The 22,028-nt window shown below is 63.0% G+C and carries 20 protein-coding genes and 1 tRNA gene; 17 read left to right on the top strand and 4 right to left on the bottom strand.

Features of this window, described 5'->3' with window-relative positions:
• Positions 1-40: 40 nt before the first annotated feature.
• From QM609_RS16365 to QM609_RS16355, 3 genes are all read left to right on the top strand, one after another.
• The gene (locus QM609_RS16365) at positions 41-2,857 is read left to right on the top strand and encodes a DEAD/DEAH box helicase (RefSeq protein WP_050655244.1); all 2,817 of its coding nucleotides are present in this window, start codon (positions 41-43) and stop codon (positions 2,855-2,857) included.
• Complete coding sequence (locus QM609_RS16360; protein ID WP_050655245.1) at positions 2,854-3,627, top strand: SWIM zinc finger family protein; 774 nt, start codon at positions 2,854-2,856, stop codon at positions 3,625-3,627. Before QM609_RS16365 ends, QM609_RS16360 begins: the two co-directional genes overlap by 4 nt.
• 149 nt (positions 3,628-3,776) lie before the next feature.
• Entirely contained in the window at positions 3,777-4,526 is a 750-nt protein-coding gene (locus tag QM609_RS16355; RefSeq protein WP_007726130.1) for a GntR family transcriptional regulator, read from the top strand.
• A gap of 54 nt (positions 4,527-4,580) precedes the next feature.
• Here the strand turns inward: QM609_RS16355 and QM609_RS16350 are convergent, their stop codons facing one another.
• Both QM609_RS16350 and QM609_RS16345 read right to left on the bottom strand, forming a co-directional pair.
• Positions 4,581-5,039 carry a PTS sugar transporter subunit IIA gene (locus QM609_RS16350; RefSeq protein WP_050655246.1) on the bottom strand — a complete coding sequence of 153 codons (459 nt, stop codon included), beginning with the start codon at positions 5,037-5,039 and terminating at the stop codon, positions 4,581-4,583.
• Positions 5,036-5,266: a PTS sugar transporter subunit IIB gene (locus QM609_RS16345; protein ID WP_003941324.1), complete on the bottom strand. Its 231-nt coding sequence runs from the start codon at positions 5,264-5,266 to the stop codon at positions 5,036-5,038. Before QM609_RS16345 ends, QM609_RS16350 begins: the two co-directional genes overlap by 4 nt.
• Before the next feature lie 327 nt (positions 5,267-5,593).
• Here QM609_RS16345 and QM609_RS16340 point away from each other — a divergent pair, with 327 nt between their 5' ends.
• The 11 genes from QM609_RS16340 (at position 5,594) to QM609_RS16290 (ending at position 17,181) form a co-directional block, all read left to right on the top strand.
• On the top strand, positions 5,594-6,937 hold the full coding sequence (locus QM609_RS16340) for a PTS transporter subunit EIIC (RefSeq protein ID WP_003941307.1): 1,344 nt from the start codon (positions 5,594-5,596) through the stop codon (positions 6,935-6,937).
• Positions 6,938-6,939: 2 nt separating this feature from the next.
• Complete coding sequence (locus QM609_RS16335; protein WP_003941322.1) at positions 6,940-7,209, top strand: HPr family phosphocarrier protein; 270 nt, start codon at positions 6,940-6,942, stop codon at positions 7,207-7,209.
• Positions 7,209-8,882 carry a phosphoenolpyruvate--protein phosphotransferase gene (ptsP, locus tag QM609_RS16330; protein ID WP_283337313.1) on the top strand — a complete coding sequence of 558 codons (1,674 nt, stop codon included), beginning with the start codon at positions 7,209-7,211 and terminating at the stop codon, positions 8,880-8,882. Before QM609_RS16335 ends, ptsP begins: the two co-directional genes overlap by 1 nt.
• A complete protein-coding gene (locus QM609_RS16325; RefSeq protein ID WP_082238996.1) occupies positions 8,879-10,120 on the top strand; it encodes an N-acetylglucosamine-6-phosphate deacetylase in 1,242 nt (413 codons plus the stop codon). Before ptsP ends, QM609_RS16325 begins: the two co-directional genes overlap by 4 nt.
• Positions 10,108-10,887, top strand: coding sequence for a glucosamine-6-phosphate deaminase (gene nagB, locus QM609_RS16320; protein ID WP_007726140.1), 780 nt, complete (start codon positions 10,108-10,110; stop codon positions 10,885-10,887). Before QM609_RS16325 ends, nagB begins: the two co-directional genes overlap by 13 nt.
• Position 10,888: 1 nt before the next feature.
• Entirely contained in the window at positions 10,889-11,611 is a 723-nt protein-coding gene (locus QM609_RS16315) for a copper homeostasis protein CutC (RefSeq protein WP_050655248.1), read from the top strand.
• Between the two features lie 129 nt (positions 11,612-11,740).
• The gene (locus QM609_RS16310) at positions 11,741-13,258 is read left to right on the top strand and encodes a CoA-acylating methylmalonate-semialdehyde dehydrogenase (RefSeq protein WP_003941275.1); all 1,518 of its coding nucleotides are present in this window, start codon (positions 11,741-11,743) and stop codon (positions 13,256-13,258) included.
• 14 nt (positions 13,259-13,272) lie between these two features.
• Positions 13,273-14,433, top strand: coding sequence for an isobutyryl-CoA dehydrogenase (locus QM609_RS16305; RefSeq protein ID WP_007726145.1), 1,161 nt, complete (start codon positions 13,273-13,275; stop codon positions 14,431-14,433).
• Positions 14,430-15,488 carry an enoyl-CoA hydratase/isomerase family protein gene (locus QM609_RS16300; protein ID WP_050655249.1) on the top strand — a complete coding sequence of 353 codons (1,059 nt, stop codon included), beginning with the start codon at positions 14,430-14,432 and terminating at the stop codon, positions 15,486-15,488. The genes QM609_RS16305 and QM609_RS16300 overlap by 4 nt, the downstream gene beginning before the upstream one ends.
• A gap of 23 nt (positions 15,489-15,511) precedes the next feature.
• Positions 15,512-16,405, top strand: a complete 894-nt coding sequence (gene mmsB, locus QM609_RS16295; RefSeq protein WP_003941308.1) for a 3-hydroxyisobutyrate dehydrogenase — start codon at positions 15,512-15,514, stop codon at positions 16,403-16,405.
• Positions 16,405-17,181, top strand: a complete 777-nt coding sequence (locus QM609_RS16290) for an enoyl-CoA hydratase (protein WP_003941374.1) — start codon at positions 16,405-16,407, stop codon at positions 17,179-17,181. The genes mmsB and QM609_RS16290 overlap by 1 nt, the downstream gene beginning before the upstream one ends.
• Positions 17,182-17,274: 93 nt before the next feature.
• Here QM609_RS16290 and QM609_RS16285 read toward each other — a convergent pair whose 3' ends face one another.
• On the bottom strand, positions 17,275-17,808 hold the full coding sequence (locus tag QM609_RS16285) for a MarR family winged helix-turn-helix transcriptional regulator (RefSeq protein ID WP_020970065.1): 534 nt from the start codon (positions 17,806-17,808) through the stop codon (positions 17,275-17,277).
• An 85-nt stretch (positions 17,809-17,893) separates the two neighbouring features.
• Here QM609_RS16285 and mraY point away from each other — a divergent pair, with 85 nt between their 5' ends.
• Positions 17,894-18,970 (top strand): phospho-N-acetylmuramoyl-pentapeptide-transferase, encoded by a 1,077-nt coding sequence (gene mraY / locus QM609_RS16280; RefSeq protein ID WP_003941316.1) that lies wholly within the window; start codon positions 17,894-17,896, stop codon positions 18,968-18,970.
• On the opposite strand, the gene QM609_RS16275 is transcribed toward mraY, so the two are convergent.
• Positions 18,967-20,235 carry a multidrug effflux MFS transporter gene (locus QM609_RS16275; RefSeq protein ID WP_102999547.1) on the bottom strand — a complete coding sequence of 423 codons (1,269 nt, stop codon included), beginning with the start codon at positions 20,233-20,235 and terminating at the stop codon, positions 18,967-18,969. The two genes, mraY and QM609_RS16275, sit on opposite strands and share 4 nt — an antisense overlap.
• 233 nt (positions 20,236-20,468) lie before the next feature.
• Here QM609_RS16275 and QM609_RS16270 point away from each other — a divergent pair.
• Positions 20,469-20,539: transfer RNA gene (locus QM609_RS16270), tRNA-Cys, on the top strand.
• Between the two features lie 159 nt (positions 20,540-20,698).
• Positions 20,699-21,994 (top strand): DNA cytosine methyltransferase, encoded by a 1,296-nt coding sequence (gene dcm, locus QM609_RS16265; RefSeq protein WP_050655250.1) that lies wholly within the window; start codon positions 20,699-20,701, stop codon positions 21,992-21,994.
• The last annotated feature ends 34 nt before the right edge of the window (positions 21,995-22,028 follow it).

The raw sequence follows: 22,028 nt of genomic DNA, 5'->3' as shown, positions 1-22,028 counted from the left end.
GGCGGGAAGTGGTGTCGGTGGCACCTGATTGGATGGTCGGATGCTGCATGGACTCTGGTCACCGGGATCGGGGCTCAAACTGTGGGTCGACGGGCACGACGGTGCCGGGACCGACGATCCCCGTGATCCGGTCAGTGCTGTCCTGCATCGCAAGTTCCGTCATCGTGTGAATGTCGCTATGCCGCCCGTACCTGGCGGGCCTTTGCAGAGTGAGTACGCAGCTGTTGCGTTAGCGCCGCCGGACGCAGTCGATCTCCTGCTGCGGTTCAAGGCCGACGATCAGCGAATTGCGGGAGACCTGCACTTTCTCGTACATGTGGCGCGAGGAATAGACCGGTGGGTGCGCGCCGGACGGGTGGTCCCCGCACTGACGCGGGCTGAAGGAAGTTGGTGGCCACGCTGGCAGTTGTCGGTGGGGGAACGCCAGCGCGCCTGGATCGGCGAACTGGTAGTGGCGATGCCGCCGGTGCAGCGGGCGGTCGGTTCGCCGAGGGCGACGATCGAAGACATCACGAACGAACTCACGGACCCGATCGTCCGTCGTGCTCTCGGGGACTCGCATCCGGTGGTGCAGACCCCGCTGTGGCAGGCCGTGTTGTCCGGGGATGCTTTCGACGACGTGTCGGTACGAGCGGCCGAGGGACTCGCCGAATGGGGGTCGACGTTCACCGCCGGAGAGCCGGACCTGGTTCTGCGGCTGATCGAGCCTGAACTCGACGACAATTCCGATCCCGACGACGATGCGCTGTGGCGTCTGCAAGTGTGTTTGCGTCCTGAAGGTGAAGCGCCCGAACGTGTTCGACTGCACCGGGCCGATCCCAAACGTATCCAGCTCGGCAGCCGCAAACTCGAAGAGGCAATCAAGGCTTACCCACGTTTTCGCGACGTGCCGCGCGACGAGGACAGTCTCGACCTGTTGCTGCCCACTCCTGTAGTGATGGACCTGGTCGGACACGGCGCGATAGTCCTGCGAGAGCGAGGGATCACGCTGCTGCTTCCGCGTGCCTGGAACGTGGTGTCTCCATCCCTGCGTGTGCGGGTGACCTCGGCGGCGTCTCCGATCGTTGCGGAGAATCGTACGGTCGGTATGGACCAATTGCTGGAATACGATTGGGAATTGGCGCTCGGAGACAAGGTACTCACCGCCGAGGAAATGACCCGACTGGTCGATGCGAAGTCCGATCTGGTCCAGTTGCGCGGCGAGTGGGTTCAGGCGGACAAAGACGTCCTGGCCCGCGCGGCTCGTTTTGTCAGTCAGCGGCATTCGAGCGGGGACCGAGCGATCGTCGATCTGATCAAGGACTTGATCGCCGACGACCTCAAAGACCTGCCGGTCGAGGAAGTGAAGGCAACCGGATGGGCCTCTGCACTGCTCGACCAGTCGGTGGCTCCGCGGGAGGTCGCGGTACCGTCGACGGTCAACGCGACTTTGCGTCCGTATCAACGACGCGGTCTCGACTGGTTGGCGTACATGAGTGCTCTCGGGCTCGGCGCTGTTCTGGCCGACGACATGGGTCTGGGTAAGACGCTGCAACTGTTGGCGTTACTTGCGCACGAGAAGTCCAAGACAGCAACCCTTTTGGTGTGCCCGATGTCGGTTGTGGGTAACTGGCAGCGTGAATCGGCGCGATTCGTGCCGAGCTTGCGCGTCTACGTTCATCACGGTTCGGATCGCGCTACCGGGGCGGAGTTGGAACAGGCAGTTCGTGAGAGTGACCTCGTGATCACCACCTACGCGCTCATGACCCGCGACGTCGCGGCCCTCAAGGATCTCGACTGGCGGCGCGTGGTGCTCGACGAGGCTCAACACATCAAGAACGCCAAGACATCTCAGGCCCGCGCTGCTCGCAGCATCCCCGCGGATCATCGCGTTGCTCTGACCGGAACGCCGGTGGAGAACCGACTGGACGAGCTGCGGTCAATCCTCGATTTTGCCAATCGCGGTGTACTCGGCTCGGAGCAGATGTTCCGCAAAAGGTTTGTCGTACCGATCGAGCGGGAAAAAGATCAGCTTGCCGTCTCGCGACTGCGAGCCGTCACGTCCCCCTTTGTGCTGCGGCGCGTGAAGACCGATCCCGCCGTGATCGCGGATCTCCCGGAGAAGTTGGAGATGACGGTTCGAGCGAATCTCAGCGAAGAGCAGGCCGCGTTGTACCGCGCCGTGGTGGACGAGATGATGGCGCAGATCAAGGGGACGGAAGGGATGAAGCGCAAGGGCGCCGTCCTGTCTGCGCTGACCAAACTCAAACAGGTGTGCAATCATCCCGCGCACTTCCTGCGCGACGGTTCGCCGGTGATGCGCCGCGGGCAACACCGTTCGGGAAAGCTCGGACTGGTCGAGGACATCGTCGAGTCGGTCATCGGCGACGACGAGAAGGTTCTGTTGTTCACACAGTTTCGTGAGTTCGGCGAATTGGTGGTGCCGTACCTGGCCGACCGGTTCACCACCGAAGTTCCGTTTCTCCACGGCGGAGTGTCGAAAGCCGGGCGCGACGCCATGGTCGAGGCATTCCAAGGTGAAGGCGGCCCGCCCATCATGGTGCTCTCGCTCAAGGCCGGCGGCACGGGTCTGAATCTCACGGCGGCCAACCATGTGGTTCACCTCGACAGATGGTGGAACCCGGCGGTAGAGAACCAGGCGACGGACCGTGTCTTCCGCATCGGTCAGAGAAAGAACGTTCAGGTACGCAAGATGGTGTGCGTCGGAACCTTGGAAGAGCGAATCGACTCGATGATCGCGAGTAAAAGTGAACTCGCCGAACTTGCAGTCGGGACCGGTGAGAACTGGGTGACGGAGATGAGCGTCGAGCAATTGGACGAGTTGTTGCGACTCGGCGACGACGCGGTGGGCGAATGAGTCCGCGCGGCAAGGGCCCCGATTTCAGCGAGTACACCGGGTCCCGACGGCGAGCACCCGCGCCGGTCAAACCTCGTCCAGCGTTCGGGAGAACATTCTGGGGCAAGGCTTTTGTCCGCGTCGTCGAAGAGATCGGCGACAAACCTCGTGTCACGCGTGGGCGAACGTATGCGCGTTCGGGTCAGGTTTTGGCGCTCGACATCGAACCGGGAGTGGTGACGGCCGAGGTTCAGGGCAGCCAACTTCAACCTTTCGTTTCCACGCTGTCGATCGACACTCTTGATCAATCGGATATCGACGACATCATCACCAAGATCCGCCGAGTGCCGGGAAGCCTTGCCGCGCTGGTGTCCGGCACTGTCCCGGACATGCTTGCTGCCCAACTGATACCGGACGGCCCGTCGGCTTTCCTATTCGACTGCACCTGCCCCGATGTCGGCTGGCCGTGCAAACACGCTGCGGCCGTGGCGTTCTTGACCGCGGAGCGAATCGACACCGATCCGCTCAGGTTGCTGAGACTTCGCGGGGTCGACCTGGAGCAGTTGATCGGGGGAGTAGAAGACGAGTTGACTGTTTCGGTGGACGTCGAGAATTGGTTCGGAATCGCGGCTGCCCTCCCTGCGCTACCGAAGGTGCCTTTTCGCGCGGCGATCGACGATCTGGATATCAGGCGGTTGCGCGAGGCGGTTGCGGCATTGGGATTGGACATGGCTCAGCAGAACGTCGCCTTGGACGAAATACGGTCCATCTACCGACGGTTGGACGGTTGAAATCGGACAACTCCGGACTGGTGCTAGTTTCCTGTCGTAAATTCCAGTATCGTTAATTGGACCGGTCCGGTCGGGACCTGCCTGCGATTTCAGGTCGTTGTCGTCGGCGAATAGACGACTATTCATTTCTCGGAGGGACAGTCGCTGTGATGCCCGTTCATTTGCGCGACAGCGCAATACCCAAACACGAACAGTTGCGCACCATTCTCCTGCGCAAGTGCACCCAAGAGCTCCAGCCTGGCGACTTGATGACCAGCGAGCGAAACCTGATGCAGGACTACGGCGTCAGTCGGATCACCGTTCGCGAGGCAATCGGGCAACTGGTCAATGACGGACACCTCGTTCGCGTGCGTGGCAAGGGAACCTTCGTTGCGCACCGTGCTGTCCAATCCAAGCTGCACCTTGCATCCTTCACCGAGGAAATGCGCGCCCAGGGGCATCACCCCACGACGGTGGTCCTGGTCAGCGAACAGGGGCCGGTCCCCGAAAACACTGCTGCCGCACTGAATATGCGACCGGGTTCCGACGGTTACCACGTCAAGCGCTTGCGCCTTGCCGACGGCGAGCCGGTGAGCGTGGACGACGGCTGGTTCAATCCCGAACTGTTGCCGGGTTTACTCGACATGGACTTGACGGGTTCGATCTATCGGGCAACCGCCGACAAGTACGACAAGCCGATCGATCGGGCAGAGCAGACAGTCAGTGCAGATGGTGCCAGTACGGAGATCGCGACTCTCCTGGGCACTCGTAAAGGCGCTCCGGTTCTGTACTTCGATCGAGTGTCGTTCAGCGAGATCGCACCGGTCGAGCACACTCGCAGTTGGTACCGATCCGACCGCTACCAGTTGCAGATGGAAGTCCAGGGCCAAGCGCGGCCCAAAACGCGCGGCGACCAATAGTCATCGTTCGAAGCGAAAGGGCGAGCACACCTTCCGGTGTGCTCGCCCTTTGCGCTACGCCGACCAGTCGAACAGAGTGTCGCCAGTGGTGACGTCCCCACCGACGGAAGGGGATTCGACGGTGTCCGGTTTGGAATCCATTACGACAACCGGGCAGATCGCCGAGTAGCCGGTCGTGTCGATGTGCGCTGGATCGAAGCTGACAATGGGATCACCCGCATCGACGGTGTCACCCTCGGCGGCGATGAGCGTGAATCCGTCGCCTTCCAGCTTGACCGTGTCGATGCCGATATGGACCAGCACGCCGGTGGCCTTCTCGCCGAAGATCACGAACGCGTGGGGGTGCAGTTTCAGGATCTTTCCGCTGATCGGCGCCACGACCGTGAGCGGGCCTTGACCGCGGGCGGGTTCGATCGCGACGCCCGAGCCGACCATCTGCTGAGCGAACACCGGGTCCGGGACGTCCGCGAGTGCGACGACCCGGCCGGGCAGCGGGGCGAGGACGACCGTCACAGGATGTCCTCGATGTCCTCGGCAAGGGTGTCGGCCTCGGGCCCGACGATGACCTGGACAACCGTTCCGGCTTTGAGCACGCCGTGTGCGCCGGCAGCCTTGAGAGCGGACTCGTTCACCTTCGCTCCGTCCTTGACCTCGGTACGCAGGCGGGTGATGCAAGCCTCGATCTCGACGATGTTCTCTGCGCCGCCGAGGCCCTTGATGATTGCTTCCGCTTTCGACATTTGCTGCTCCTGATTGTCGGGTTGGTCGTGATCGTTGAACGGTCGTACAGGTGGGCTGACTAGTTGCTGGTCAAGGCTATCCCGGTTACGTATGTCACATTTGGGTGTTGACAACTCGCCTCCACCAGGTAAAACTACAACTGGTTATGACCGGACAGTACCCGTTGGAAGTCCGGCTCCACAACAGTTTCGACAAAACGGTTTCGGCCTCACTTCCGAGCAAGAACCGTGACCTGCATTTTCACGAAACCTGCACGTGTACGACACCCGAATTTCCAGAACCAGCGGCCGATCGCGACGCGGCCCGGCGAACGAAGAAGGTCCTTGATGACTCTCGAAGACACCCCGAAGAAGGAATCGAAAGTGTTCGCCGGGGTTCAACGCCTCGGCCGAAGCTTGATGCTTCCGATCGCCGTTCTGCCGGCTGCGGGAATCTTGCTCCGCCTCGGCCAGGACGACCTGCTCGGGCGATTCAGTTCGATGCACAGTGCTGCTGCAGTGATCTCTGCGGCAGGACAAGCAGTCTTCACGTGGCTGCCGCTGATCTTCGCCGTCGGTATCGCGATCGGCTGGGCCAAGAAGGCCGACGGATCGACTGCCTTGGCAGCCGTCGTCGGCTACATGGTGATCGACGGCGTGTTCAAGGCGATGTCGCCGATCGTCCTCGAAGGGAAGACGGACCCGAACGGGGATCAATCCCTGATCAACTACGGTGTGCTCGCCGGTATCGTGATGGGCTTGCTGTCGGCGATCTTGTGGCAGCGGTTCTATCGAACGAAGCTTCCCGATTATCTCGGGTTCTTCAACGGGCGCAGGCTCGTTCCCATCCTGACAGCGATCACCGGTCTTGTGGTCGGTGTCCTGATGGCATTCGTGTACCCCTTGTTCAACTCCGGCCTCAACTGGGTCGGTGAAGCAGTTGCTTCCAATACCGTTGTGGGCGGCGGCATTTACGGCGCAGCGAACCGCCTCCTGATCCCCACGGGCCTGCACCACATCTTGAACTCCGCCGTGTGGTTCCTGATCGGCGACTACCAGGACGCGAGCGGTCAGATCGTTCGCGGTGACCTCAACCGGTTCTTCGCCGGCGACCCCTCCGCCGGTACGTTCATGACCGGCTTCTTCCCGATCATGATGTTCGCCCTCCCCGCTGCAGCCTTCGCAATCTGGCGCAACGCCAAGCCTTCTCAGAAGAAGCTCGTCGGCGGCATCATGCTCTCCACCGGCCTGACCGCATTCCTCACCGGTATCACCGAGCCGCTCGAATTCTCCTTCATGTTCGTCGCGTGGCCCCTGTACGTCATCCACTCGCTCCTGACCGGAACGTCGATGGCCTTGGTCAATGCGCTCGGGATTCACGACGGATTCACGTTCTCCGCAGGCTTCTTCGACTACGTGTTGAACTTCGGCAAGGCAACCAACGCATGGATGTTGATCCCGATCGGACTCGGCTACGCCGTGATCTACTACTTCCTTTTCAGCTTCGTCATCAAGAAGTGGAATCTGCGCACGCCAGGACGAGAAGAAGAGGTCGAGGTGGCCGCAGGTGAGCCCGACCCAGCGCTGCTCGAGGCCGAACTGGCACTGGCTGCCGAAGGTGACAGCCGCACCGACGCCCCGCTCGTCGCCGAACTGGAAAACAAGCTCGACAAGGAACTGGAAGGACGCTGAACATGGCGATCGCAACCACGACAATCGGATCCCGCGTCGGACTCCACGCACGACCCGCAGCGCTCTTCGCGCGCGCCGCAGCCGATCTACCGGTAGACGTCACCATCGCGCTCGGCGACGGCGAACCCGTCGATGCCTCCAGCATGTTGTCTGTCATGACTCTCGGTGCAGCATTCGGGGATTCGGTGACCTTGCGTGCTGACGGTGACGGCGCCGACGCTGCGGTCGGTTCGCTCGCAGAGCTTCTCGCATCCGAACTGGACGAAGCCTGATGACGGCGAGTGTGGACAACCGCATCGCGGGTATTGGAGTGAGCGCGGGTTCGGTCTGCGCGCCGTGGTTGCGATTCTCCACGCCTGAGCCGACCTCGGCGGCGGACCCGATCACGGGCAGTCCCGAGGCGGAGCTGATCAGGATCCGTGAGGCACTGGACGCCGTCGCGGAGGAACTGCTCTCGCGTGAAAAGACAGTCGAGGGCGTCTCCGCGGAGATCCTGACGACGTCGGCTGCGATGGCGCGCGACGCGGGCATCGTGAAGGCGGCCAAGGCGAACCTGGAATCGGGGCTGCCGACCGCACACGCCGTCGCAGTTGCCTTCGACGCATTCTGTGAAAAGCTCACGGCGCTCGGTGGGTACATGGCCGAGCGGGCAACGGATTTGCGCGATCTCGGGCAGCGAGCCGTGGCCGTTCTTCGCGGGGAACCGATGCCCGGAATCCCCGCTCCCGGTTACCCGTACATACTGGTGGCGCGCGACCTCGCTCCGGCGGATACAGCGACGTTGGGCACCAGTGACGTGGTCGGATTGTTGACTGCCGAAGGAGGTCCGACCAGCCACACCGCAATCTTGGCGAAGTCGCTCGGAATCCCGGCCGTGGTCAACTGCTCGGGAACCGATCTGCTGGCGGAGGGAAAACTTCTCATCCTCGACGGCACCACCGGGACGGTCACCATCGATCCCTCGGCAGAAATGCGCGAGCGCGCTGTCCTCGAAGCATCGTTCGTGGCAGAGCAGTCGGCTTCGGCACAGGGTCCAGGACGCACGCGTGACGGGTTCGCGGTGAGGTTGTCGGCCAACATCGGAACCCTCGAGGACGCCGCGCGGGCCGGAGCGGCGGATTGCGAGGGCGTCGGACTGTTCCGTACCGAATTCTCGTATCTCGGGCGTCACGACGCGCCGTCGGTGGAGGAGCAAGCACAGACGTACGCGTCGGTGCTCGGGCACTTCGCCGGACAGAAGGTGGTGGTCCGCACTCTCGATTCGGGTTCGGACAAGCCGTTGCCGTTTCTCGATCTCGGGGTCGAGGAGAATCCGGCCCTTGGTATCCGCGGGCTCCGTGTCGGCACGGTTTATCCCGACACGCTCATCAGCCAGCTCGACGCCCTCGCGGCGGCAGGCAATGCGACGGGTGCCGATCTGTGGGTCATGGCGCCGATGGTAGCTACGGCCGACGAGGCGAAAGACTTTGCAGAACTTGCGCGTTCGCGGGGGATCGGCAAGGTCGGAGCGATGATCGAGGTTCCAGCTGCAGCGTTGCGGGCGAAGGATATCCTCGAGCACCTCGATTTTGTCAGTATCGGTACCAATGATCTGAGCCAGTACACCTGCGCCGTGGATCGTATGGCCGGAGGCCTGGCGCAACTGCTCGATCCGTGGCAGCCGGCGGTCCTCGATCTGATCGCGATGGTCGGTCAGGCTGGCGCCGATGCCGGGAAACCTGTTGGTGTGTGCGGAGAATCCGCGTCTGACCCGCTGTTGGCTCCGGTTCTGGTCGGTTTGGGCGTGACGAGTCTGTCGATGTCGGTCCCGGCATTGGGCGCAGTTCGCGCGCAACTGGCCTCTCTCGATCTGGCGGTGTGCAAGGACATGGCCGCGGCGGCGCGGGGCGCGCGAAACCCGATCGAGGGTAGAGCGGCCGTCGCGCGGATTCGCGAGTCGGCATGAGTACATCAGGCTCGGCTGCTGTCGGCGATCCGATCGTATTGCGGGGAACTGTGATCGGATCTCCGGCCGGGAAGATTCACGACGGAGTCGTCGTCGTGGACGGCGAAAAGATCAGTTGGGTCGGCTCGGCTGCGGACTATGTGGCGTCCACACCCGTCGTCGTCATTCCGGAACGCACCGACGCGGTGATCATGCCCGGCTTGATCGATGTCCACAGCCACGGCGCCGCGGGTGCTGGTTTCCCGAACACCGACGCCGATGGAGCGAGCCGCGCGGTGGCGCACCATTGTGAGCACGGCACGACCGGAATGCTGGCCAGCCTGGTCTCCGCACCGCGCGCAGATCTGGTGCGACAAGCAACGATGCTCGCCGATCTGGTCGAACGCGGAGAACTTCTGGGTATCCACCTCGAGGGGCCGTTCATCAACGGCGTCCGCTGCGGTGCCCAGGATCCGGCGGCGATCATTCCCGGTGATCCGGATCTGCTCGAAGCCGTGTGTGACGCCGCGCGTGGGACCGTGCGGTCCATGACCTTGGCGCCCGAGACCGAGAATTTCGAAGAGTTGCTCGCGATCATGCGTCATCGCAACATCGTGCCGAGTTTCGGTCACACCGATGCCGACGCGGCAACGACGTCGGCGCGGATCGATGCTGCGGTGCACGGGGATTGGGCCGGACAGATCAGCGCGACCCACCTCTTCAACGGGATGCCACCCCTGCACCATCGATCTCCGGGTCCCGTCGCGGCGTGCCTGGCGGCTGCCGCGAGAGGCGAGATGGTGGTGGAACTGATCGCAGACGGTGTGCATCTTGCACCCGAGACCGTGTCGATGGTCTTCGATGCTGTCGGACCGGACCAGATCGCCTTGGTCAGCGATTCGATGGCCGCTGCGGGAATGGACGACGGCGACTACCAACTCGGTGCGCTCGACGTCACCGTACAGGCGGGCGTCGCACGGCTCGCGACGACCGACGGCTCGGCCGGCGCGATCGCCGGAGGGACCGCGAGGTTGCTCGACGTCCTGCGCAGCACTGTCTTTGACGGCGGCGTCGCGCTGGAAGATGCTGTCGCAGCGGCAACTCGGAGCCCAGCGCATCTGCTGGGGCTCGGCGACCTGATCGGATCGCTGGCCGTGGGCTGCCGAGCCGACATCCTGGTCACCGATCGTCAATTGCGTCTGGGGCGTGTACTACTCGGCGGAAAAGCCGTCGGAAAGGAAAAATCATGGAAATCGTAATTCAGCCGACACCCGCGGAGGTCGACTCGACCGTCGCGGACATCGTCGAAGGCTACGTCAGAGCCGGGGCGACGACGCTCGGTCTCGCAACGGGGTCGTCGCCGATCGGAACCTATCGTGAACTGGCAGCGAGGCATCGCGACGCCGAACTCGACTTCTCGCTGGCTCGGGCATTCCTGCTCGACGAGTACCTGGGATTGCCGAAACGCCATCCGCAGTCGTACTACTCGGTGATTCGGTCGGAGTTCGTCGATCACGTCAACCTGGATCCCGCGATGGTGTCCAGTCCCAACGGTGAAGCGCCGTGCCCGGAGCAGGAGATCGCCCGGTACGACCAGAGCATCGCGGCGGCCGGGGGAGTGGACGTGCAGTTGCTCGGCATCGGTACCGACGGCCACATCGGCTTCAACGAGCCCGGATCGTCGTTGACCTCGAGAACCCGCGTGAAGACGCTGACCGAGCAGACCCGGATCGACAACGCACGCTTCTTCGACGGTGTGGACGACGTCCCACATCACGTGCTCACCCAGGGTCTCGGAACCATCAGCGATGCAAGGCATCTGGTGATGATCGCGACCGGAGAAGGCAAGGCTGACGCGATCGCCGCTGCCGTCGAAGGTCCGTTGTCTGCTTTCTGCCCGGCTTCGGTGATGCAATTGCATCGCCATGTCACCGTCGTCATCGACGAAGCTGCGGCCAGTTCACTCAAACTTGCCGACTACTACCGGTATGCGCTCGAACACAAGCCGTCGTGGCAGTCCTTCTGACATGACGGTTCTGGAGCTGGCTGTGCAGGACGTGCGGGGGGCGAGGATCGCGCGTTCGGTGGGAGCGACTCGAGTCGAGTTGTGTGCGGCACTCGGCCCGACGGGGGGATTGACGCCCAGCATCGGAGTGATCGAGGCTGTGTCGGAAGTGGGGATCGCGGTTCACCCGCTGATCCGTCCGCGCGCCGGAGGTTTTGTGTTCTCACCCGACGAAGTGTGGGTGATGGAGCACGACGTACATGCTGCTGTGGCCGGTGGAGCTTCCGGCATCGTGATCGGCGCGCTGACAGAAGACAATTCGATCGACACCGTCGTGCTGCGCCGCATCATCGGATGCGTGGACCGGGCGAGAGTCGAGGTGACAGTACATCGTGCGATGGACGTGGTGACCGACCGTCTGACCGCGCTGGACGAACTGATCGACCTGGGCGTGACCCGCGTGCTGACGTCCGGGGGTGCGGACACTTGCAATGAGGGACTCGACGAGATCGGTCGAATGGTCGAACATGCCGCGGGCCGGATCCAGATCATGGCCGGTGGCGGAATAACCGTCGACGACATCCCGGCAATCGCTGCCGTCGGCGTCGATGCGGTGCATCTCTCGGCGCGCAAGGTTGTCGCAGTTTCCGGCGGACCTGGTGGGGGATCGGACGGATACGACGTCACCGATGCAGTAGTCGCGCAGGAAGCGGCAGCCGCGCTCCGCGCTGTGCGCCTTTATTAACCCCCCGCGGTTAATAAAGGCGCACAGCCCTTGGGCTCTAGACATACATGGACATCCAACTATAGGATGGTAGACATATTCACTGCTGCCTCCTGGGCGGTCCATACGAGCAAGGAACGGGATAGCACAATGGTTGAAAATGCGACGGTTCACGAGTTGACGCACTTCGTCGGTGGCAAGCGTGTTCCCGGGACATCTGATCGATTTGCGGACGTGTTCGATCCCAACACCGGCAAGGTGCAGGCCCGCGTTCCCCTTGCGAGCAAGGCCGAGACCGAAGCCATCATCGCCAATGCCGAAGAGGCGCAGCAGGTGTGGGCAGCGTTCAACCCGCAGAAGCGTGCCCGCGTGCTGATGAAGTTCCTGCAGCTCGCCCAGGCCGAGATGGATTCTCTGGCCCGCCTCCTCTCGTCCGAGCACGGCAAGACCGTCGCCGACGCCAAGGGCGACATCCAGCGTGGCCTCGAGGTCATCGAGTTCGCCGTCGGCGCTCCGCACCTGCTCAAGGGCGAATTCACCGAGAGTGCCGGCACCGGCATCGACGTGTACTCCATGCGCCAGCCGCTCGGCGTCGTTGCCGGCATCACGCCCTTCAACTTCCCCGCGATGATCCCGCTGTGGAAGGCCGGCCCCGCCCTCGCCGCCGGTAACGCCTTCATCCTCAAGCCCTCCGAGCGCGACCCCTCCGTCCCGCTGCGCCTGGCTGAACTGTTCCTCGAGGCGGGACTGCCCGCGGGTGTGTTCAACGTGGTCAACGGTGACAAGGAAGTTGTCGACGTTCTGCTCACCGACGACCGAATCAAGGCTGTCGGCTTCGTCGGCTCCACGCCGATCGCTCAGTACATCTACGAGACGGCCGCAGCTCACGGCAAGCGCGCACAGTGCTTCGGTGGCGCCAAGAACCATGCGATCGTCATGCCGGACGCGGACCTCGACGAGGTTGCCGACGCCCTGATCGGTGCAGGCTACGGCAGCGCCGGCGAGCGTTGCATGGCCATCTCGGTTGCCGTTCCCGTCGGCGAGGAGACCGCGGACGCTCTTGTTGCGAAGCTGAAGGAGCGCGTCGCGAAGCTCAAGATCGGTCGCAGTGACGACGAAGGCGTCGATTTCGGACCGCTCGTTTGCCAGGATGCCCTCGACCGCGTCAACAACTACGTGCAGATCGGCATCGACGAGGGCGCAACGGCAGTCGTCGACGGCCGCGGCTTCACCCTCGAAGGCCACGAAGGTGGATTCTTCGCCGGCGCAACCCTGTTCGACAACGTCACCTCGGACATGCGCATCTACAAGGAAGAGATCTTCGGACCCGTCCTTCAGGTGGTCCGCGCTGCCGATTACGAAGAGGCACTGCGTCTTCCGACCGAACACGAGTACGGCAACGGCGTCTCCATCTTCACCCGCGACGGCGACACCGCGCGTGACTTCACCGCTCGCGTCAACGTCGGCATGGTCGGCGTGAACGTGCCGATCCCGGTCCCGATCGCGTACCACACCTTCGGTGGCTGGAAGCGCTCCGGATTCGGTGACCTGAACCAGCACGGTCCCGACTCCTTCCGCTTTTACACCAAGACCAAGACCGTGACGCAGCGCTGGCCTTCCGGCAAGAAGGAAGAGACCAACCACTTCGTCATCCCCACGATGAACTGATCGGAACACTTTCCATGTTTACTCTGACCGATGACGAGCGGGCGATTCGTGACACTGCCCGCGACTTTGCGGCCGAGCATCTGGCGCCCAACGCAGTGGAGTGGGATCAGACCAAGCATTTCCCGGTGGACGTCCTCCGTAAGGCGGCGTCCCTGGGAATGGGCGGTATCTACATTCGTGAAGACGTGGGCGGCAGTGAGCTGAGCCGCGTCGACGCTGCCCGGATCTTCGAAGAGCTGGCCAAGGGCGATCCGTCGATCGCCGCGTACATCTCCATCCACAACATGGTCACGTGGATGATCGACCAGTTCGGCAACGACGAACAGCGCCACAAGTGGGTCCCCGGACTCTGCTCGATGGATCAACTGGGCAGCTACTGCCTCACCGAACCCGGCGCTGGCTCCGATGCTGCGGGCTTGAGCACCAAGGCCGTTCGTGACGGCGACGACTACATCCTCAACGGCGTCAAGCAGTTCATCTCCGGCGCAGGCACTTCCGACGTGTACGTCGTGATGGCGCGCACCGGATCTGCCGGTGCCAAGGGGATCTCGGCGTTCATCGTGCCCAAGGATTCGCCCGGACTGTCGTTCGGTGCCAACGAGGTCAAGATGGGCTGGAACGCGCAGCCCACCCGTCAGGTGATTTTCGAAGACGTGCGAGTTCCTGCCGCCAACATGCTCGGTGAAGAGGGCAGCGGCTTCCGCATCGCCATGAAGGGTCTCAACGGCGGCCGGCTGAACATCGCCGCCTGCTCGGTCGGTGGGGCCCAGGCGGCGCTGGAGAAGGCAGTCGCATATCTGGTGGACCGCAAAGCTTTCGGTTCGGCACTGATCGAGTCGCAGGCCCTGCAGTTCCAGCTCGCCGACATGCGTACCGAACTCGAAGCGGCCAGGACGTTGCTGTGGCGCGCCGCTGCCGCACTCGAAGACGGAGCGTCCGACGTCGTGGAGTTGTGTGCGATGGCCAAGCGCTTTGCCACCGACACCGGGTTCGACGTAGCCAACAAGGCTCTCCAGCTTCACGGCGGGTACGGCTATCTTGCTGAGTACGGGATCGAGAAGATCGTCCGCGATCTTCGGGTTCATCAGATCCTCGAAGGCAGCAACGAGATCATGAGGGTGGTCATCGCGCGCAGCGTGGTCGCATCAGGTCAGGGAAAGCAAGGAGCAGCATGAGCGACGAGCTCGAGGTATTGATCGAAAAGCGTGACGGACTGGGGCTCATCACCCTCAACCGGCCCAAGGCGATCAACGCCCTCAACCACTCGATGGTCAAGGCGATGGCCAAGGCACTCGCGGAATGGAAGTACGACGACGACGTCAAGGCGGTCGTACTCACGGGCGCCGGCGAGCGTGGTCTGTGCGCCGGCGGCGACATCGTCTCGATCTACCACGACGCCAAGGACGGCAAGACCGGTTCGCTCGATTTCTGGCGTGAGGAGTACATCCTCAATTCCGAGATCGCGAACTACCCGAAGCCGTACGTCGCAATCATGGACGGGATCGTCATGGGCGGCGGCGTCGGAGTGTCCGCACACGGCGACATTCGCATCGTGACCGAGCGCTCGATGATCGGAATGCCCGAGACCGGAATCGGTTTCATCCCTGACGTGGGCGGAACTTACCTGCTCTCGCGTGCTCCCGGTGAACTCGGAACGCACATCGCGCTCACCACGGCGCGACTGAGCGCCGGCGATGCCATCGCAGCAGGCTTCGCGGATCACTTCATCCCGTCGGAGAACATCGAGACGTTCATCGCCGCACTCGCGTCGTCTTCGGTTGCCGACGCCGTGGCGCAGTACGCGGAGCCGGCTCCGGTGTCGGAACTGTCGGCCCAGCAGAGCTGGATCGACGCCGCGTACTCTGCCGACGACGTCTCCACCATCGTCGAGCGTCTTCGAGCGAGTGGAATCCCCGAGGCGGAGAAGGCAGCGGAGCAGATTCTCGGCAAGTCTCCGATTGCACTGTCGGTGACCCTGCGATCCCTGCGACATGCCAAGGAAGCAGCAAGCTTGGAAGAAGTCCTCAACGAGGAGTTCCGGGTCTCGACGGCAGCGCTCGCCTCACACGACCTGGTCGAGGGTATTCGCGCCCAGGTAGTCGAGAAGGACCGAAACCCGAAGTGGTTGCCGGCAACCCTCGAAGATGTCACGGCTGAATCCGTCGATGCCTACTTCGCCCCGCTGGGCGACAACGAGCTCGGACTCACCCCTCAACCGCAAGGCAACTGATCACCGCCGAAGGAGCATCACAAATGAGCACCATTGGATTTATCGGACTCGGTCACATGGGTGGCCCGATGGCGGCCAATCTTGTCAAGGCCGGACACAAGGTCGTCGGTTTCGACCTGGCACCTGCGGCGCTGGAGCAGGCAGTCAAAGACGGTGCATCGGTGGCGGATTCGGCGGTCGACGCCGTTCGCGGTGCCGACGTCGTGATCACGATGCTGCCGAGCGGTAAGCACGTTCTGGGTCTGTACGAAGAGCTGCTGCCGGTGGCAACACCGGGCACCCTGTTCATCGACTGTTCCACCATCGACGTCGCCGACGCCCGCGAGGCACACGACAAGGCCGAAGCGGCCGGTCACCGCAGCGTCGACGCTCCGGTCTCCGGTGGAGTCGTCGGGGCTACCGCAGGCACGCTGGCATTCATGGTCGGCGGTTCCGAGGCTGACTTCCAAGCCGCGTCACCGTTGCTGGACGTGATGGGCCGCAAGGTCGTTCACTGCGGCGACGCCGGTGTCGGCCAGGCAGCCAAGATCTGCAACAACATGATCCTCGGCATTTCGATGATCGCGATCAGCGAGGCGTTCGTGTTGGGCGAAAAGCTCGGCCTGAGCAACCAGGCGCTCTTCGACGTGGCGTCCAACGCCTCGGGACAGTGCTGGGCACTGACCACCAACTGCCCGGTTCCGGGACCTGTGCCCACCAGCCCGGCCAACAACGACTACCAGCCTGGCTTTGCTGTTGCACTGATGGACAAGGACCTGGGTCTGGCAGCAAATGCGCTGCGCAACAACGGCGTCGATGCGGAGATCGGACTCAAGGCCGCCGAACTCTACAGTCGCTTCCATGCCGCGGGCGGTGGCGGTCAGGACTTCTCTGCCATCATCAACGACATCCGTGACCGTTCGACCGAAGGACAGTAGTGACCGACTTCAACACCATCATCCTCGAGCGTAAGGGTCGCGTCGGCGTCATCACGCTCAACCGCCCGAAGGCTCTCAACGCGCTGAACTCCGAGCTGATGAACGAGGTCGTCGCCGCGGTTGCCGACCTCGAGGCGGACAACGGCATCGGAGCCATCCTGATCACCGGTTCCGAGCGCGCCTTCGCCGCCGGTGCCGACATCAAGGAAATGCAGTCCAAGACGTACATGGACGCATACGTCGAGGATTTCTTCACCCCGTGGGATCGCGTCGCAGCAGCTCGTAAGCCGCTGATCGCCGCCGTCTCCGGATACGCGCTCGGTGGTGGCTGCGAACTGGCGATGCTCTGCGATTTCATCATCGCTTCGGATACCGCGAAGTTCGGCCAGCCCGAGATCAAGCTCGGTGTCATTCCGGGTATCGGTGGCTCGCAGCGCCTTACGCGCGCCGTGGGCAAGGCCAAGGCCATGGAGCTGTGCCTCACCGGCCGCAACATGGACGCAGAAGAAGCCGAACGTGCAGGCCTGGTTGCCCGGATCGTTCCGGCCGCCGATCTGCTCGACGATGCCCTGAAGACCGCAACCACCATCGCCGAGATGTCGCTGCCGATTGCGATGATGGCCAAGGAAGCAGTCAACCGCTCCTTCGAGACCACCCTCGCCGAGGGCGTCCGCTTCGAGCGTCGGGTGTTCCACTCGACCTTCGCGACGGAGGATCAGAAGGAAGGCATGACCGCGTTCGTGGAGAAGCGGTCGGCAGAATTCAAGCATCGCTGAATTTCAACAGCGCCGAATTTCAACAGCGCTGAAACTGCCCTCACACTCGTCGAGAGTGTGAGGGCAGTTTCTTTGTGTGTACGGGTGGTCGGTTCACCACTTGGTCGGTGCGCCGCCGGTGTCGAAGTCACCCGCAGTCTTGCGAAGTTCAGTGAGGATCGTCACCAATTGCTCGAGCTTGTCCTGCTGGAGTCCGGGGTGAGCGAACACCTTGCTGTTGAGCATTTCGGTGGCTTCGAGGGCCAGTGCGCGACCGGCGTCCGAGATCTCGATGAGCGTTGCACGGCGATCGCTGGGATGCGGGACCCGCCTGACCAACTCCGCTTTCTCCAAACGGTCGACGGCATTGGTGACGCTGGTGGGGTGAACCTGGAGTCGGGCACTTGCCTTGGCCATCGGGAGTGCGCCCGACCTGGTGAAGGTGAGAAGCGTCAGCAGTTCGTAGCGGGCGAAGGTCAGCCCGAGAGGCTTGAGTACCTCTTCGACCCGCGCCATCATGATCTGCTGCGCACGCATCACCGACGTGACCGCAGCCATACCGTCGGCGACATCGCTCCAACCGTGCTTCGTCCACTGACGATGCGCCTCTTCGATGGGGTCGAGGGGGAGCGGCGCGGGGGGAGACATAAGTTCGATCATCCCATGCTGGCAAGCGGTCGGGTGCCTTGTCTGATTGTGTGTCGCAGCCGCTTACGTCTGTAGAGTCCCACGGGTGATTTCAATCCTCGTAGCGGGTGGCGTCTCGTTGTTCGTCGCGCTCTTCCTGACTCCGTTTCTCATTCGTGTGCTTTCGCGGCAGGGGCTCGGGCACGAGATTCGGATCGAGGGTCCGCAGAGTCATCAGGGCAAGCGTGGCACCCCGTCGATGGGCGGGATCGCGATCATCGCCGGTATGTGGGCGGGCTACCTGGCGGCACACATCATCGGATTCGGCTCGCGGCTACCGCGGCTGTCTGCATCCGGTTGGCTGGTTCTCGCGCTCGCCACGTCACTGGGAATCGTCGGCTTTCTCGACGACTTCATCAAGATCCGTAAGAAGCGCAATCTCGGGCTCAACAAGACAGCGAAGACCGTCGGTCAGCTGGCGAGTGCCATCATCTTCGGCATTTTGTTCCTGCAGTTCTCCAACAACAACGGAGTCACTCCCGGAAGCCAGTACCTGTCCCATGTTCGTGACATCTCGGTGTTCTCCATGGGTGCCATCGGCTTTGTGGTCTTCTTCTGCATTCTGGTGTTCGCCTGGTCCAACGCCGTCAATTTCACCGACGGCCTCGACGGTCTCGCGGCCGGTTCGATGGGCATGATCCTGGGGACCTACGTCGTCATCGCCGGTTGGCAGTACCGGAACTCGTGTGTCCTCGAGCCTGCCGCCGGTTGCTACGACGTTCGTGACCCTCTCGATCTAGCGATCGTCGCTGCCGCCGCAGGCGGGGCGTGCCTCGGCTTCCTCTGGTGGAATGCCGCCCCGGCTCAGATCTTCATGGGCGACACCGGCTCCTTGGCACTCGGCGGCCTGGTTGTCGGCCTGTCCGTCACGACGCACACCGAGCTGCTGATGGTCATCATCGGCGCCCTGTTCGTCGCTGAGATCCTGTCGGTGATCATCCAGGTTCTGGTCTTCCGATCGTCCGGTCGACGCGTATTCAAGATGGCCCCGATCCATCATCACTTCGAGTTACTCGGTTGGCCGGAAACCGTCGTGATCGCAAGATTCTGGATCTTCGTCGCGATCTCGTGCGTCCTGGGACTTGCCACCTTCTACAGCGAGTGGTTCTCCGCTGCCGGTTAGACCGATTCACTCTTTCGGGTCGTAGCCAGAAGAGCGATCAGACCGAGCGACACACACGCCGTCATCGTGACGGCCAGGGCTGTGCTCGTGTTTCCCAGTAGGCCGACGGCCGGCGCGATGGCCGCACCGACGCCGAACTGGAATGCACCGAGCATTGCGGCGGCAGTACCGGCCGCTTCGCCGTGACGAGCGAGCGCCAGTGCCGGGGCGTTGGGCAGAACGAACCCGATGGCGCCGGCCATGACCCACAGTGCGATCACGAATCCAGCGAGCCCGCCCAGTTCCAGGACCGCGACAGCAATGACGACGGCCCCGGAGACAACGGCAGCCACGAGGGCCCACTTGGTGATCTGCTGAGGAGTCCACCGGTCGAGCAGTCGGACGTTGACCTGGGAAGCGCCGATCAACGCGATAGCGCCCGCACTGAAGAGCAGCGCGAACTCCTGTTGATTGAGGCCGTACTGATCCTGATAGACAAACGACGCGCCCGAGACATACGCGAACAACGACGCCATGCCGACGCTGGAGACGAGCGTGAGGACCATGAACGTGCGGTCGCCGAGCAGCGAACCGTAGGTACGGAGAACCGACGTCAATCCGCTCGGGCGACGCTTTTCCTTCGGCAATGTTTCGGACAGTCCGAACGCACCGATCATCGCCGTGCCGACGCCGATCAGTGCCAGGACGACGAAGATCCCGCGCCAGTCGAGGGCGACGAGGAGGGCGCCACCGATGCTGGGCGCCAGGATCGGCGCAACGCCGAGCACGAGCATCAGCCGGCTCATCACGACGGCAACGGTGTTACCGCTGTAGAGGTCGCGGACGATCGCCATGGTGACCACTGCCGCGGCCGCCGCGCCCATGCCCTGGAAAACCCGCAGGATGCCGAGGACAGCGATGCTCGGTGCGAAGACCGCCAGCAGCGAAGCCAGGATGTGCACACCGATCCCGGCGAGCAGCGGCTTCTTGCGGCCGAGAGTGTCCGAAAGCGGCCCGACCAACAGCTGTCCGAGTGCGAGGCCGATGAGGGTTCCGGTGATCGTCAGCTGAACCGTTGACGACGAGACTCCGAGATCGGCACCGATATCCGGCAGCGCGGGCAGGTACATGTCGATGGTGAAGGGTCCGAGTGCAGTCATGGAACCGAGGGCAAGAATCTTCCCGACGCTCGGCTTACGGTCGATACTGCTCGTTTCCAGCGGGGCTGCCTTCACAGGCGGGGCTGCCTTCACGGGCGGGGCAACGGCGGTGTTCTCGGCACTCATGAAACCTTCTGGGTTGTCTGGGTCTGGCGAACTGCTCGGTCGTTCGGTCGAATTTCGGGCCGCAATCGAATGACCTGCGCCCACCGAGAGAGTCAGCATCGAGACTGACCGATTTGTTCCCGAAAGGCCCGCACTTTTCCCAGAGACTGGAACGCTTGGTGAGAATGCACTCGAATCATGCTGAGCGGAACTGTGGTTCGAGATCGTCACTCAGGGCAGAGTTACTCACTGACGCGGGTGTGGCTGAGTGGCTAGGCACCGGCCTGCAAAGCCGTTCACACGGGTTCGAGTCCCGTCATCCGCTCGTGTCGGAGACCGGCAGGCATATCGCCTGCCGGTCTCTCTTGTGTGGTCCCGGTTCGCGGGGTCGGCTGCGATAGTCTGGGCTGCCGGAGCGAGCGGACCACATGAGTGAGGCACTGAATTGATTTCGGGACAGGACCTGCGATCGCGGCGCTTGCACGTGGGAATCAGTCAGTTCCAGTTCGCCCGCCAAGCGGGAGTCTCGTCAGCAGTCGTCTCCGCGTGGGAACTCGACAAGGCATATCCGAAGCCGCTGGTTGAGCGAGCAGTCCTCACGGCCCTCTCCGCGCTGGAAGCGGCCAAGCGTGAGGGCACGTACGCGGCCCCCCGGAAGCGATCGAGCGGTAGTACCCGTGCGCGTCGAGCGACACCGGTCAACGACCCCGCCTCGGTGGCCAGGCGTGCGGTCGCCGGGGCAGGAAACGGTGGCCCCACCGTATTGACGGCGTTCTCCGGTTGTGGCGGTATGGCCGAAGGCTTTCGGATGGCGGGGTTTTCGGTGGAGGGATACATCGAAGTCGTGCCGGAGGCGCGTGCGACCTTCGATCGGAACTTCCCCGGCGCGAGGTGCCTCGGCGAGGACATTCGGGCGATCGCCGAAGCCCGGGTGAAAGATCTTCTGGCACAAGTGGACATCGATGTGTTGGCTGGGGGACCGCCGTGTCAGGGGTTCAGCCTCGCCGGCCGGCGAGACCGCGACGATCCGCGCAACCATCTCTTCCGGAACCTGCTGCAGCTCGCCGAATTGGTGAAGCCGAAGGTCCTGGTGATGGAAAACGTGCGACTGCTGCTCAGTATGAAGGACCCGGACGGTGGGATGGTCGTCGACCGGATTCTCGGCGAGATGGCTGCATGCGGTTATGACGCCTCGGTCAACACGGTGAATGCGCAGGATTACGGAGTGCCGCAGTTCCGGGAACGAGTGTTCATCGTGGCGACCCGCCGCGACAGTGGTATCGGGCCGCTGCGTTTCCCGCCGAAGACTCACGGCGTGAATGGTGTTGCGCCGCTGAGGACTTTCCGCGATGCCACCGTCGATCTGGCCCCGCTGGAATCCGGGCAGGCCTGCGAGACGGACCCGCTGCACTGGGCCGTCGAACATCCCGAGCACGTCTTGCGGTGGCTGCGTGATGTACCGGAAGGAATGTCGGCTCACGACAACGAAGATCCGGCCATGCGACCGTCGTCCGGATACAACACGACGTACAAGCGCCTCCGGTGGGACGAGCCGGCGTCCACGGTCGGAACCACTTTCGGGATGATCTCGGCTTCACGCAACGTGCATCCGAAACACACGCGATCGTTGACCGTTCGAGAAGCTGCTCGCCTCCAGACCTTTCCCGACGACTACGTCTTCGAGGGTAAGTGGGGAGCGGTGCGCACGATGATCGGCAATGCGGTGCCGCCGCAGCTGGCGTCGGTACTGGCAGGAGAGATCAAGAAGGCACTCGGCTGAGATAGGGCACCTACGGAAAATGGGGCCGACGATG

This window comes from Rhodococcus sp. IEGM 1302 (genome assembly GCF_030056935.1).
Lineage (GTDB): Bacteria > Actinomycetota > Actinomycetes > Mycobacteriales > Mycobacteriaceae > Rhodococcus_F > Rhodococcus_F qingshengii.
Note: the sequence above shows the minus strand (reverse complement) of the source record. Positions and strands in the feature narration are given on the sequence as shown.